Origin of the sequence: Nonomuraea zeae (assembly GCF_005889725.1) — a bacterium.
Taxonomy (GTDB): Bacteria; Actinomycetota; Actinomycetes; order Streptosporangiales; family Streptosporangiaceae; genus Nonomuraea; species Nonomuraea zeae.
In genome coordinates, this window is the sequence record NZ_VCKX01000313.1 from 1 (window position 1) to 13500 (window position 13500).

The 13500-nt window shown below is 69.5% G+C and carries 13 protein-coding genes; 6 read left to right on the top strand and 7 right to left on the bottom strand.

Going from position 1 to position 13500, the window contains the following annotated elements; genetic code table 11:
* A partial coding sequence (locus ETD85_RS51860; protein ID WP_138697244.1) for a serine/threonine-protein kinase occupies positions 1–878 on the bottom strand: 878 nt, incomplete at its 3' end.
* Between the two features lie 170 nt (positions 879–1048).
* On the opposite strand from ETD85_RS51860, the gene ETD85_RS51865 reads away from it, so the two are divergent.
* Positions 1049–1759, top strand: coding sequence for a hypothetical protein (locus ETD85_RS51865; protein ID WP_138697245.1), 711 nt, complete (start codon positions 1049–1051; stop codon positions 1757–1759).
* 4 nt (positions 1760–1763) lie between these two features.
* On the opposite strand, the gene ETD85_RS51870 is transcribed toward ETD85_RS51865, so the two are convergent.
* Entirely contained in the window at positions 1764–2378 is a 615-nt protein-coding gene (locus ETD85_RS51870) for a response regulator (protein WP_138697246.1), read from the bottom strand.
* Positions 2375–3514 (bottom strand): GAF domain-containing sensor histidine kinase, encoded by a 1140-nt coding sequence (locus ETD85_RS51875; protein ID WP_240779989.1) that lies wholly within the window; start codon positions 3512–3514, stop codon positions 2375–2377. The genes ETD85_RS51870 and ETD85_RS51875 overlap by 4 nt, the downstream gene beginning before the upstream one ends.
* 122 nt (positions 3515–3636) lie before the next feature.
* Here ETD85_RS51875 and ETD85_RS51880 point away from each other — a divergent pair, with 122 nt between their 5' ends.
* The 4 genes from ETD85_RS51880 (at position 3637) to serB (ending at position 7402) form a co-directional block, all read left to right on the top strand.
* A complete protein-coding gene (locus ETD85_RS51880) occupies positions 3637–4293 on the top strand; it encodes an SDR family NAD(P)-dependent oxidoreductase (RefSeq protein WP_138697247.1) in 657 nt (218 codons plus the stop codon).
* Positions 4290–5327, top strand: coding sequence for an S-adenosylmethionine:tRNA ribosyltransferase-isomerase (locus tag ETD85_RS51885; RefSeq protein ID WP_138697248.1), 1038 nt, complete (start codon positions 4290–4292; stop codon positions 5325–5327). Before ETD85_RS51880 ends, ETD85_RS51885 begins: the two co-directional genes overlap by 4 nt.
* Positions 5328–5463: 136 nt before the next feature.
* Entirely contained in the window at positions 5464–5982 is a 519-nt protein-coding gene (locus ETD85_RS51890; RefSeq protein WP_138697249.1) for a DUF11 domain-containing protein, read from the top strand.
* A gap of 199 nt (positions 5983–6181) precedes the next feature.
* Positions 6182–7402, top strand: a complete 1221-nt coding sequence (gene serB, locus ETD85_RS51895; RefSeq protein WP_138697250.1) for a phosphoserine phosphatase SerB — start codon at positions 6182–6184, stop codon at positions 7400–7402.
* Between the two features lie 33 nt (positions 7403–7435).
* On the opposite strand, the gene ETD85_RS51900 is transcribed toward serB, so the two are convergent.
* From ETD85_RS51900 to ETD85_RS51915, 4 genes are all read right to left on the bottom strand, one after another.
* Entirely contained in the window at positions 7436–7903 is a 468-nt protein-coding gene (locus ETD85_RS51900; RefSeq protein ID WP_240779990.1) for a SixA phosphatase family protein, read from the bottom strand.
* A gap of 288 nt (positions 7904–8191) precedes the next feature.
* Positions 8192–10510: a sodium-translocating pyrophosphatase gene (locus tag ETD85_RS51905; protein ID WP_138697251.1), complete on the bottom strand. Its 2319-nt coding sequence runs from the start codon at positions 10508–10510 to the stop codon at positions 8192–8194.
* Between the two features lie 922 nt (positions 10511–11432).
* A complete protein-coding gene (locus tag ETD85_RS51910) occupies positions 11433–11858 on the bottom strand; it encodes an ATP-binding protein (protein ID WP_138697252.1) in 426 nt (141 codons plus the stop codon).
* 1 nt (position 11859) lies between these two features.
* Positions 11860–12210, bottom strand: coding sequence for an STAS domain-containing protein (locus ETD85_RS51915; RefSeq protein ID WP_043629845.1), 351 nt, complete (start codon positions 12208–12210; stop codon positions 11860–11862).
* 409 nt (positions 12211–12619) lie between these two features.
* Here ETD85_RS51915 and ETD85_RS51920 point away from each other — a divergent pair, with 409 nt between their 5' ends.
* On the top strand, positions 12620–13435 hold the full coding sequence (locus ETD85_RS51920) for a DEAD/DEAH box helicase (RefSeq protein ID WP_420847340.1): 816 nt from the start codon (positions 12620–12622) through the stop codon (positions 13433–13435).
* Positions 13436–13500: the final 65 nt, after the last annotated feature.

Consider the following 13500-nt stretch of genomic DNA (forward strand, 5'->3'; position numbering starts at 1 on the left):
AGATGGGTATAAGAGACAGGCTGGGAGCCGGTGGTGAGGGCGCCTTCGTCGTCCAGCGCCGGCGCCTCCCCCTGGTGCTCCAGGAGCGCGAACAGCGCATCCGCCGCCGTCGGCCGGTCCTCGGCGCGCTTGCTCAGGCACGACTGCACGATCGGCCGCAGCGGGTCGGGCATCGCCGACACGTCCGGCTCCTCGTTCATCACCCGGTAGATGACCGCCGGCAGGCTGTCCTGGCCGAAGGCGGGCCGGCCGGTGGCGGCGTACACCATGGTCAGTGCCCAGCTGAACATGTCGCTGGCCGGCCCGACCCGCTCGGCCGAGATCTGCTCGGGCGACATGTACGCCGGCGTCCCCACCACCCCGCTGCTGATCGTCATCGCCGAGTCCAGTGCCCTGGCGATGCCGAAGTCGATCACGCGCGGCCCGTCGGTCCCGAGCAGCACGTTGCTCGGCTTGAAGTCCCTGTGCACGATCCCGGCGCGGTGGATGGCGGCCAGGGCGGTGACCGTTCCGACGGCCAGGCGGTAGAGCGCCCCGCCCGCGCGCGGCCCCTCCCGTTGCACCACCATCTGCAGCGAGACGCCGTCCACCAGCTCGCTGACGATGTAGAGCTGCTCGCCGTCCATGTTCGCGCCGAGGACCTGGGCGGTGCAGAACTGGGCGACCCGGCGGGCGGCGGCCACTTCGCGCATGAAGCGTTCGGCGTCAAGTCCGGGTTTGTCGAGTCGGGTGTTCAACAGCTTTATTGCGACAAATCGCCCATCGGGTGACTCGCCTTTATAAACGACCCCCTGCGCCCCTTTGCCCAGACGTCCGAGCAACCGGTAGTTCCCCAGCGACTGAGGGTCGCCCGGTTGTAAGGGGTGCGTTTCCGGCACCTGGTCCTCCCCCTTGTGCTAGACCCCCGACCACAAGCGTGATCGACCCGCGCGAACACCCGCAAGCCATCCCAGGTCACGAAAGATCATCGCTCTATGCGAAATATTGGCCCTCCGCAATAATCGTGGAGATGATCGGGGATTTCCAGCACCGTACGGGGAGCCGTCACATGCGCAAAAACCTCAGCCTGTTGTTAGCCGGCGCTCTCGCCGCCGCGCCACTGGCCGCACCGGGCCCGGCCGCCGCCCTCACCACCACGAACGCCGCCGCGTCCACCACTGGGTCCACCACTGGGTCCACCACTGGATCCACCACTGGAGCAGTGGCGCGGACCGCCTCGATCAAGATGGCGCCGTTCTCCAGTTTCAAGATCTCGGTCAAGCACAGCGCCCGCACCAAGCGCGGCGGCAAGATCACATATTACGTCCGGGCCAAGAATTTGGGCCCCCACTACGCCGACTACTACTGGATGGGCGGCGAGGTGCCCAAGGGCGTCGTGCCCCGCCTGCGCTGGGGCGGCCCGAAGGGCACCAAGTGCACCTGGGAGGGCCGCTGGTTCTGGTGCTGGGGCCCGCTGCGGCTGGAGAAGGGCAAGACCGACTGGCTGAACTTCCAGGTGACGCTGAAGAAGGGCACCAAGGGCGTCGCCAAGGCCCGCGTCGGCGTGATGTCGTTCGACGTCGACCAGGGCATGGAGAACATCGACGAGGAAGAGCTCAAGCGCCTCGGCATCAAGGGCTACTACTGGCTGAAGACGGCCAAGACGCGGATCGTCAGCCCGCCGAGCGGGCCGAGGCGGCGCTGGACCCCGCCGCCCGTGGTCAAGGACTACAACCCGCCTTCCAGCCACGAAGAGTCCAACAAGAAGAAGGACACCTGATCGATCAGCCCAGGCCGTGACGTACGGCGTACAGAGCGGCCTGGGTGCGGTCCTGCACGCCCAGCTTCATCAGCACGTTGGAGACGTGGGTCTTGACCGTCTTCTCGGCGACGGCCAGGCTCCGCGCGATCTCCCTGTTCGAGCGGCCGGCCGCGATCAGCGCGAGCACCTCACGCTCGCGCTCGGTCAGGAGCGCCGGCGTGAGCCCGCCGCCCGCCGGGGCCAGCATCGCCTCGGCGGCCTCGGGGGCCAGCAGCACCTGCCCGCCGTGCACCGCGCGCACGGCCTGGACCAGCGCGATCGGATCGACGTCCTTGTAGAGGAAGCCCGCCGCGCCCGCCCGCATCGCCGGGCCCACGTCAGAGGGGTCGCTGACCGACGTCAGCACGACCACCCTGGTCGCCGAGCCCGCCAGCCGCTCCAGCGCGCCGAGCCCGTCGAGCACCGGCATCTTCAGGTCCAGCAGCAGCACGTCGGGAGCCAGCTCCCCGACCAGCTCGACGGCCTGCTCGCCGTCGCCCGCCTCGCCGACGACCGTGATGTCGTCCTGGAGGTCGAGGAACGTGCGCAGCCCCTGCCGCACCACCGGATGATCGTCGGCGATCAGCACCCGGATCAAACGCCCACCTCCACGCGCACTGTGGTCCCTTCGCCGCGCGCCGAGCCGACGGTCATGACGCCGCCGACCGACTCCGCCCTGTCGCGCATCGACACCAGGCCGAGGCCGCGGGAATCTGCCTGGTCGAAACCGTCGCCGTCGTCGCGGACGGTCATGGTCAGCTTGCCGTCGTCGTAGCTCAGACTCACGGAGACGCGGGTGGCGTTGGAATGCCTCAGCGCGTTGTGCAGCGCCTCCTGGGCCACTCTCAGCACGGCCACCTCGACCGCCGGGTCGAGCGGCGGCAGCTCGTCGCACTCGAAGCCGACCGCGGACGCGTGCAGCCGGTCGAGCATGCGCACGTGCTTGCGCAGCGTCTCGGCCAGCCCGTGCCGGTCGAGCTCGGCCGGCCGCAGCTCGACGATCACGGCCCGCAGCTCGGACAGCGCCTCGCCGGCCAGCCGTTGCACGCGCTCCAGCTCGACCGCGGCCCGGCCGGGAGCCGTCTCCAGCAGGGCCGCGGCCGACTGGGCGGTGAGCCTGAGCGAGAACAGCTTCTGCGTGACCGCGTCGTGCAGCTCGCGGGCCATCCGGTTGCGCTCCTCCAGCATGGCCAGCTCGCGCCCGCGCTCGTAGAGCCTGGCGTTGGTCAGCGCGATCGCGGCGTGCGCGGCGAACAGCGTGAGCAGATCCTGGTCGTCCTGCGTGAAGCCGCCGGGCGTGCGCTTGTTGGCCAGGAAGATGATCCCGAGCACCTGCTCGCCGTCGCGGATCGGGACGCCGAGGAAGTCCTTCATCACCGGATGGGCCTTCGGCCACCACTCGAACCTCGGGTCTTCCCGCAGGTCGGGCAGCCTGGCCGGGGTCCCTTCGCGGAGCATCGCGCCGAGCATGCCGTGCTGCCTGGGCAGCGGCCCGATCGCGTCCCACTGCTTGTCGGTGAGCCCCTCGGCGACGAACTCGGCGAACGACCCGTCGTCGTCGGGCACGCCGAGCGCGGCGTAGCGGGCGTCGAGCAGCCGCTGCGCCGAGCGTACGATGACCTGCAGCACCTCGCGGACCGACAGATGGCGGGTGACCGCGAGCACCGCGGTGCTCACTGCCTGCAGGATCTCGTCCCGGTCAGGCGTCGCCTCGGAGGTCACGTCGGGAGCCACGGAGCCACTCTATGGTCCCGGTCCGACATTCCCCTGCTCCACGGTCTTAGGACGATGTGCCCAGACCGGATCGGGTCCTGGGCCCGATGTCAGCCGCGCGCCGCGTTCCTACCGTCGGAACCATGACGAACATCGCACTCATCACCGGCGCTTCCCGCGGACTCGGCCTCGCCCTGGCGAGGTCGCTGGCAGGTGCGGGATGGAGCCTCGTACTCACCGCCCGCGGCGCGGAGGACCTGGAGCGGGTCGCGTCCGAGCTGGGCGCCGTCGCGATCCCGGGGGACGTGACCGATCCGGCGCACGTCGAACGGCTGGCACGGGCCGCGCCGGAGCTGGACCTGCTGGTCAACAACGCCAGCGACCTGGGCGTGACCCCGCTGCCGCCGCTCGCGGGCTACCCGCTGGAGGCGTTCAGGGTGCTGCTGGAGACGAACGTGACCGCGCCGCTCGCCCTGCTCCAGGCCACGCTGCCCGCCCTGCGCGCCGCGCGCGGAGCCGTCGTGAACGTCACCTCGGACGCCGCCACCGGCGCGTACGCGGGCTGGGGCGGCTACGGGGCCACCAAGGCGGCGCTGGAGCAGCTCTCCAACGTGCTGTCGGCCGAGGAGCCCGGCGTGCGGGTCTGGTGGGTCGATCCGGGTGAGATGAACACCCGCATGCTCGCCGACGCCGTCGGCACCGAGGAGGCCGCGGGCGCCGCCGACCCGGCCAAGGTCGCCGCCACGCTGCACGACCTCGTGAACGCCCGCCCGGCCAGCGGCAAGGTGAGCCTGCAATGACCACGACGACGGGCGCGGGGCTGGGCAGGACCGCCGCGCTGGACTTCGCCCTGCCGCCCGACCTGTCGGCCCACGAGCCGGCCGAGGCGAGGGGGCTGCCCCGGGACGGGGTCCGCCTGATGCTCTCGCGGGGCGACCTGGCTCCCACGCACCACCGCTTCAGCGACCTGCCGGGTCTGCTCGCCCCCGGCGACCTCATCGTGGTGAACAACTCCGCGACCCTGCCCGCGGCCGTCCGCCTGGACCGGCTGGCCGTGCACTTCTCCACCGCCAGGCAGGACGGCACGTGGCTGGTCGAGCTGCGCCGCCGCACCTCGAAGGCGTCCGAGCCCTACGCCGGCGGCGAACCCGGCGAGTGGCTGCCGCTGCCCGGACGCGCCACGCTGCGCCTGCTCGGGCGGGAGACGCCGCGGCTGTGGCGGGCGCGGCTGGACCAGGACGTGGAGGCGTACCTGCGGGCGTACGGGGTGCCGATCCGCTACTCGTACGTGGAGCGGGACTGGCCGATCGACGACTACCAGACGGTGTTCGCGACCGTGCCGGGCAGCGCGGAGATGCCGAGCGCGGCCAGGCCGTTCACCGCGGACCTGGTGACCGCTCTGGTGGCGCGCGGCGTCGGGATCGCGCCGATCACCCTGCACACGGGGGTCGCATCGCCGGAGAAGGACGAGCCGCCCTACGCCGAGCGGTACGAGGTGCCCGCCGCCACCGCGCGGCTGGTGAACCTGGCCAACCGGAGCGGCAACCGGGTGATCGCGGCGGGCACGACCGTCGTACGGGCGCTGGAGACGGCCGTGGACGCGGACGGAGACGTGCGGCCGGCGGCCGGGTGGACCGGCCACATCGTCACCCCGGAACGCGGCGTGCGGGCCGTATCGGGGCTGATCACAGGGCTGCACGAGCCCCGTTCCAGCCATCTGCTGATGCTGAGCGCCATCGCGGGACAGAACGCGCTGGCTCGGGCATACGAGGCGGCGCTCCAGGAGGGATATCTGTGGCACGAGTTCGGCGACACGCACCTCATTCTGAAGTAATGGACTTTACATAGTTTTTGCTTACGTGATAGGAAAAGCCGACATTTACGGGGGCTTGTTCTTGCGCGTCCCCGTGCCACTTCCTCCCCGGAGACGTTGAATGCGCAACTCGCTACCTAAGGTCGCAACGCTGGCATTGCTGGCAGGCGCCCTGCTGCTCCCCGCTGTTCCCGCCTCCGCCACGACCGCCACCGCCACGACCGCGGCCGTCGCAAGCGCTCCGTTCTCCGCCTTTGACATCAAGGTGAAGGCGCCCAAGACGGCCAAGCCCGGCGGCAAGGTGAACTACACCATCTTCGCCACGAACAAGGGTCCGTACTACGCGGACTACTACTTCCTCGGCGGTGAGTTCCCCAAGGATGTCGACCTGCGGAAGGTCCGCTACCGCACCAGTGTCAAGGGCACTGAGTGCTACCTGGAAGGCCGTGCCCTCTTCTGCTTCCTGCCGAAGATCCTGGAGAAGGGCGACTCCATCACCATGATCTTCGAGACCAGGCTGAAGAAGAGTGCCAAGGGCACGCAGAAGGCGACGCTCGGCATCGTCTCCTACGACGTCGACCAGGGCATGGAGAACATGAGCAAGGAGGAGCTGGACCGGCTCGGCGTCCCCGAGCACGGTTTCGCGAAGACGGTCAAAACCAAGGTCGTCCGCTGACCCGAGCCCGCCCAGCGGACCGCCACCACACCCCTTGACCAGGCTTTGGCCAAGCTTTAACCGGGCTTCAACCTGGCACGGCAGTGGACCGGCAGGCCGGTGAACGTGTTCCCGCCAGCGATTTCGGCCTGCTGCGCCCGTGTCCGAATGCCGCACCTGCTTCACGAGCATCGGACCGGGCGCAGTACCGTGACTGAATGTGGACCAGCGCACCCTCCTGATCACCCTGACCGGCCCTGATCGTCCGGGCGTCACTTCGCGGCTCTTCTCCGTTCTGTCCGGCTTTCCGGTGACGGTCGCGGACATCGAGCAGGTCGTCATCCGAGGCCGCCTCACACTCGGCGTGCTCGTCGCCTACGCCGGCGGTCCTTCGACCGGCACCGGCACCACCCTCGGCGCCATGTGGACCGCGGTCGAGCGGGTGGCCGAGGATCTGGGCCTGGAGGTGGAGCTCTCCACCGGCTCCCAGACCAAGGAGCAGCGCCGCCGCGGCCGCCTGTCGGTCAGCGTGCTCGGCGCCACGCTCCAGCCCGCCGCCATCGCGGGCATCGCCGGGCGCATCGCCGCCGCCGGCGCGAACATCGACCGCATCGAGCGCCTCGCCCAGTGGCCGGTCACCTGCATCGAGCTGTCCGTCTCCGGCGCCGACCCCAACGCCCTGCGCGTGGAGCTGGCTGCCGAGGCCGCCGCCCAGGAGGTGGACGTGGCGGTGCAGCGCACCGGCCTGTCGCGCCGGGCCAAGCGGCTGATCGTCATGGACGTCGACTCGACCCTCATCCAGGGCGAGGTCATCGAGCTGCTGGCGGCGCACGCGGGTTGCCTGGAGGAGGTCGCCAGGGTCACCGAGCAGGCCATGCGCGGCGAGCTCGACTTCGCCGAGTCGCTGCGGCGCCGGGTGGCGCTGCTGGAGGGGCTGCCGGCGGAGGTGTTCGAGGAGGTGCGCGGGCAGGTCGTCCTGACCCCCGGAGCCCGTACGCTGGTCCGCACGCTCAAGCGGCTCGACTTCCGCTTCGCCATCGTCAGCGGGGGGTTCACGCAGATCACCGACGGACTGGTGGAGGAGCTGGGGATCGACTACTCGGCGGCGAACGTCCTGGAGGTCGTCGACGGGCGGCTGACCGGGCGGGTCGTGGGCGAGATCGTCGACCGGCCGGGCAAGGCGCGGGCGCTGGAGAGGTTCGCCAAGGAGGCCCACCTGCCGATCTCACAGACGGTGGCCATCGGGGACGGGGCGAACGACCTGGACATGATCGCGGCGGCCGGGCTGGGGATCGCGTTCAACGCCAAGCCGGTGGTGCGGCAGGCGGCCGACACGGCGGTGAACACTCCGTACCTGGACTCGATCCTCTACCTGCTGGGGATCTCTCGTGACGAGGTGGAGGCGGCGGACGCGGAGGACGGCGTACTGACTGCGGGCTGACCCGGCGGCCCAGCCGGGTCAGCCACCACCTGCTCAGTCCTCTTTGGGGTCCCAGCGCGTGACCAGGCGGCCCTCCCCCGGCCCGAGGTCCGCCCAGGCGGAGTCCACCTCGATCACCGCGAAGGCGCCGGGCCTGAACCCGTAGTCGCCGCCCGCCAGGCTCAAGGCGAGCTCGTGGACGCCCGGGTTGTGCCCGCACAGCACCACGGTGCTCGCGTCGGGATCGGACCCGCGGACCAGCTCCAGCAGCTCATCCGCGTAGGCCTCGTAGATGTCGCGCTCGTAGCTGATCTCCGACTCGGGGAAGGCGAGCTCGGCGGTGCGCCTGGTCCTGAGCGCCGGCGAGCAGAGCACCACGTCGGGGTCGAGCCCCGACGCCCTGATCTCGTCGCCCGCCCGCTTGGCGTCCCGCTCGCCGCGCCCCGTCAGCGGCCGCTCGCGATCGGCCAGGCCGGCGACGTGGGCGGCTTTGGAGTGACGCAGCACAATCAAGGTCCGCACCAGATCATCCCGTCCTCGATGCCCAGATCGCCAGCCCGACGATCACGGCCAGGATGGCGAGCATCGACAGCAGGATGGTGGCCAGGGCCTTCCCGCCGCTGGGCTGTTTGTCGTCTTTCACGTGCCCAGTTTCCCACCGCCGGGCCGAGCCCTCACGACCGCCCGCCCCATGGGAAGACGTGGCCCACGCCTGCCCCGGTGAACGCGGAGACGCCCGCCCCTACGCAGGGGAGCGGGCGCCTCCGGACATCCTCCCAGGTCACGCCGGATCACCGGCGGGATGCCGGGCTACGACGCGACGGGCTCGTGCTCGCGGTCGTTGTTGTTGCTGGCCGGCTCGGTGGCCACCGTCCGGCGCTTGGACACGATGATGGCGCCGACCACCACGCCCACCGCCACCACTGTGATGCCGATGCGGATGACCGGGTTGCCCGCGTACAGCACCACGGCCGGGGCCACCAGCAGCGCCACCAGGTTCATCACCTTGATGAGCGGGTTGATGGCCGGGCCGGCGGTGTCCTTGAACGGGTCGCCGACCGTGTCGCCGATGACCGTGGCGGCGTGGGCCTCGGAGCCCTTGCCGCCGTAGTGGCCGTCCTCGACCAGCTTCTTGGCGTTGTCCCAGGCGCCGCCCGAGTTCGCCAGGAAGACGGCCATCAGGGTGCCGCAGGCGATGGCTCCGGCGAGGAACGCGCCCAGCGGCGCGTAGCCGAGCGCGAAGCCGACCGCGATCGGGGTCATGACCGCCAGCAGGCCGGGCGTGGCCAGTTCGCGGAGCGAGTCGCGGGTGCAGATGTCGACGACCCGGCCGTAGTCCGGCAGCTCGGTGCCGTCCATGATGCCGGGCTTGCTGCGGAACTGGTCGCGTACCTCGAAGACCACCCGCATCGCGGCCCGGCCGACCGCCATGATCGCGAGCCCCGCGAAGAGGAACACGACGGCGGCGCCGATGATCAGGCCGACCAGGACGTTCGGCTGGTCGATGCCGAGGTTGAAGGTGGCGAACGCGCCGAGTGCGGACTTGACCGACGCGCTCGCCGCCGTCAGCTCGCCCTCCACGGCGGTACGGAAGGCGCCGAACAGCGCGGTCGCAGCCAGCACGGCCGTGGCGATGGCGATGCCCTTGGTGATGGCCTTGGTGGTGTTGCCGACGGCGTCGAGGCTGGTCAGCACGCGCGCGCCGTCGCCCTCGACGTCGCCCGACATCTCGGCGATGCCCTGGGCGTTGTCCGAGACCGGACCGAAGGTGTCCATGGACACGATGACGCCGACCGTGGTCAGCAGGCCGGTGCCCGCCAGGGCCACCGCGAACAGCGCGATCGTCACGTTCCCGAACCCGAGCAGGAACGCGCCGTAGACCGCGCCACCGATGATCAGGGCGGAGTAGACGGCCGACTCGAGGCCGACGCTGATGCCGGCCAGGATGACGGTCGCCGGGCCGGTGGCCGAGCTCTCGCCGATCTCCCGCACGGGACGCCGGGTGGTCTCGGTGAAGTAGCCGGTCAGCAGCTGGATGGCGCTGGCCAGCACCAGGCCGATCAGCACCGCGCCGATCGCGATGAGCCGCGGGTCGGCGGTGGACTGCACGCTGGAGCCGGTCAGGCCGCTGAAGCTGCTGGGCAGGTACCAGAACGCGGCCGCCGCGACCAGGACGGCCGAGATGGCGGCCGAGATGAAGAAGCTGCGGTTGATGGCCGCCATGCCGCTGCGGTCGCGGTCGCGCATCCCCGTGACGAAGATGCCGATGATCGCCGTGACCACACCGATCATGGGGACGATGAGGGGGAAGATCAGCCCCTGCTCGCCGAAGGCCACCTTGCCCAGGATGAGGCTGGCGACCAGCATGACCGCGTACGACTCGAAGAGGTCGGCCGCCATGCCCGCGCAGTCGCCGACGTTGTCGCCCACGTTGTCGGCGATGGTGGCGGCGTTGCGCGGGTCGTCCTCGGGGATGCCCTGCTCGACCTTGCCCACCAGGTCGGCGCCGACGTCGGCGGCCTTGGTGAAGATGCCGCCGCCGACTCGCATGAACATCGCCAGCAGCGCCGCCCCGAACCCGAAGCCTTCGAGCACGCCGGGCGCGTCACCCTGGTAGACGAACACCACCACGGCCGCGCCGAGCAGGCCGAGGCCCACGGTGAACATGCCGGCCACGCCGCCGGTGCGGAACGCGATGCGCATGGCCCGCTTCTCGCCCGACTCGTTGGCCGCGGCGGCGACGCGGACATTCCCGCGCACGGCCAGCCACATGCCCATGAACCCGGTCAGCGCGGAGAATACCGCCCCAACCACGAAAAAGATGGACCGCCCGATGCGTACGTCGGTTTCTCCAGGTAGCAGAAGCAGCAGGAAAGGAATCACGACGACGAAGATCGCCAACGTGCGGAACTGGCGCGTGAGATACGCGGCAGCTCCTTCTTGTACGGCACGTGCGATGTTCTGCATGCGCTCCGTGCCCTGGCCGGCGGACAGCACTTCCCGCACCAGGCCGCCGGCGACGGCTAGCGCGATCAGTGCGACCGCGGCGACCACGATCACGATAGTGAGATTGTTACCGCTCAGGGCCAGATTTGAAGCTGGCTCCGCTGCCAGCATGTGCCTGCTCATCGTTCTCCTCGGCAAGACCGGTCGTCCTGCCCGGGCGGTGCTGCGGCATTCCTCGGCGGGTGTTGCGGCACCATCCGGGTTGTGGGTGCCGCTTCCGGTTGAATCCGCGTTCCGCCGGATCACCTTGGCCGGTGCCGGGAGTCTACGCAGGCACTCCGCGGATATGAAGGCTCTCGAGGCGGCTAATTGTGCACGCGTTTAGTAATCCCCTGACAGCGACCCGGTTTGGGAGCTGACAAGCGAAATTTCCCGGGGTTTACGGGCATGACAGGGCCCTATAACGGTCGGCCCGAAACTGGGGCGGCCAGGGCCGACATCGGGACCGGAAGGGCCGTGCGCGGAGCGTGGCCACCGATGGGGTGCATGGGCCGGATGCGTGGGGGGAGACGGGCGGGCGACCAGGGCCGCGCGGCGTCCGGGCTCCGAGCCGGAAATGGGCCGGCCGGACCGCCGGTCTGTACGAGGTGCCGGAAGCCCGCTGCACCTCACGGGCATTTAGCGGCAATCACAACAAGATGCCGCTTCCCGGCAAAGCCCTCAACGGCACCATGGGCACCCGAGCCGCTCCGGCCTCCGTCATATGCCCGCAGCACTCTCTAAAGGCTCCTCACGGCTCTCCGAGGCCCCTCCACCGCGCTCTTACCGGCTCGCGGAAGGCTGGAAACGCCGAGACGTGGCCCTGGCGACCCTCGGCCACCTCGAACGGAAGCCATCGCACGGGTGACGGCGCCCAGTCATGCGGACGTCCTCCTGGAACCGGAGACACCCGGCCATGGCCGGCAAGGGGGCGCCGGCTTGGCTTCGCCGTACAAGAAGATGGGGTTGGAGGGGGGTGCTGGGCGCCAGAGGGCGCCCAGCGGCGAGGGACGGGGGGCCGTCGACCACACACCCCGGTCGCCCACGGGAAGGAACCGGTGGCGGTTCAGACGCCGTTGGCGGCGGCGGCCGGCCAGCTCATCCGGATGTTCGTCCCCTTGGGGGTGGGGAACACCTCGACGTCATCAGCCAGCCCTTCGATGACGGCGATCCCGAAGCCCGACATGAACGAGTCAGAGAGCATGCCGAGGTCGAGCGGTTTTTCTTGCTTGATCTCATCGCTGGGCGCCTGGTCGCTGACCGTGACCTCGAAACGCCCGGAATCGTCACGTAGCTCGATGCGGATGGGCTCGCCCGGACAGTGTGCGCGATGCGCCTCGACCGCCCGGGAGCAGGCCTCACCCACGGCGAGCCTGACTTCGTCCAGCAGTGACTCCTCCACGCCGGTGCGGCGAGCGATCGCCGTCGCCACCAACCGGGCGGTCCGCACATGCGCGGGGAGGGCGCTGAACGTCAGCTCGACGGTAGCCATGCTACTTGTCTTTGCCGTGAGCTTCCTTGGCCTCGTCGACCGAAGCGTAGATCCCGAAGACCTTGGTCAGACCGGTGATCCGGAAGATCTTGAGGATACGCTCCTGGGTGCAGACCAGCTCGAGCGAGCCGTCGTGCGCGCGAACTCGCTTGAGCCCCCCGACCAGGACGCCAAGGCCCGTCGAGTCGAGGAAGTCGACCTTCTCCATGTTGACGAGAAGGTGGAAGTTGCCCTTGTTCACCAGGTCGATGAGGAGCTCACGCAATCTCGGCGCCGTGTAGACATCGATCTCACCCTCGACCTCCACGATGGTGAGTCGGTCTTCGGTGCGGTGATCCAACTTCAGATCCACAGATCCTCCAGCGCCTCGCCTGCGAAAGTACTCTCTTGGGCCTGGCAATCTGGGATGTGGCCCCAGACTGTCCGACCCTGACGCGCGGCATTCAACCACGCGTCTGGCTTGTGTCTATACGAAATCACGATTCCCGGCGACTTTGCCCACCGATGCAAGACTGGAAACAGTGACTTCCTCCGCATCCTCCCCAGAACAGGCAGGTCCACTCCTCCGCCACCTGCTCGGTGTTCCCGCACGTCACGAGCGTGTCACCCATGTGGAGCATGTTCCAGCACGTCAGGCGGGTCAAGCCAGTTGGCCCAAATGGGCCCCCGAAGTCTTCGTTACGCGCTTGGCGAACCGCGGGGTGACAGGACTCTGGCCTCACCAGTACGAAGCCGCCGACCTGGCATTCCGTGGCCGAAACGTGATCATTTCCACGGGGACGGCGTCGGGGAAGTCTCTGGCGTACCTCACTCCCGCGGTCGCCTCCTGTCTCGACGGCGGCACGGTCCTGTACCTCACGCCGACCAAGGCACTGGCCGCCGACCAGCTCCGGGGGCTGCGCGAGCTGCGCATGACCCAGGTGCGCGCCGCGTGCTTCGACGGGGACACCCCCTTCGAGGAACGCGCGTGGGTGCGCCAACACGCCAACTACGTCCTGACTAATCCGGACATGCTGCACCGCAGCGTCCTCCCCCGGCACTCCCAGTGGTCGTCGTTCTTCCGCCGGCTGCGCATGGTTGTCGTGGACGAGTGCCACGGCTACCGCGGCGTCTTCGGCTCCCACGTCGCCCAGATCCTGCGCCGCCTGCGCCGGGTCTGCGCCCGCTACGGCTCGCAGCCCACGTTCCTGCTCGCGTCGGCGACGGCCAGCGAGCCGGGCGCGTTCGCCATGAGGCTGACGGGGCTTGAGATGGACGAGGTGACCGTGGACGCGTCGCCGAAGGGTTCAACCACCATCGCGCTCTGGGAGCCGCCTCTGACGGAGTTGCGGGGCGAGGGAGGGGCTCCTGTGCGAAGGACGGCGACGGCTGAGGCGGCCGACTTGCTGGCGGACCTCGTCCTGGCCGACGTCCGCACGCTCGCCTTCGTACGTTCGCGGCGCGGAGCGGAGACGGTCGCGCTCTCGGCCCGGGCCAAGCTGGCCGACGTCGCCTTCTCGATCTCCGCCCCTTTCACGAGCCCGTCCAATCCCTTCACCAGCCCGTCCGGTCCCTTCACGAGCCCGTCCGGCGGGTAAAAAAAAAAATTGCAAGATACAGAAGCCGTCATCGGTTAGAAAACAGGAATTAGGATGATATGAGC

What these genes read in the sequence shown, in the direction of transcription:
- ETD85_RS51910 (WP_138697252.1), bottom strand. Translation starts at nt 11,858, where the DNA reads ATGGCTACCGTCGAGCTGACGTTCAGCGCCCTCCCCGCGCATGTGCGG.
- ETD85_RS51865 (WP_138697245.1), top strand. Translation starts at nt 1,049, where the DNA reads ATGCGCAAAAACCTCAGCCTGTTGTTAGCCGGCGCTCTCGCCGCCGCG.
- ETD85_RS51905 (WP_138697251.1), bottom strand. Translation starts at nt 10,510, where the DNA reads ATGAGCAGGCACATGCTGGCAGCGGAGCCAGCTTCAAATCTGGCCCTG.
- ETD85_RS51880 (WP_138697247.1), top strand. Translation starts at nt 3,637, where the DNA reads ATGACGAACATCGCACTCATCACCGGCGCTTCCCGCGGACTCGGCCTC.
- ETD85_RS51885 (WP_138697248.1), top strand. Translation starts at nt 4,290, where the DNA reads ATGACCACGACGACGGGCGCGGGGCTGGGCAGGACCGCCGCGCTGGAC.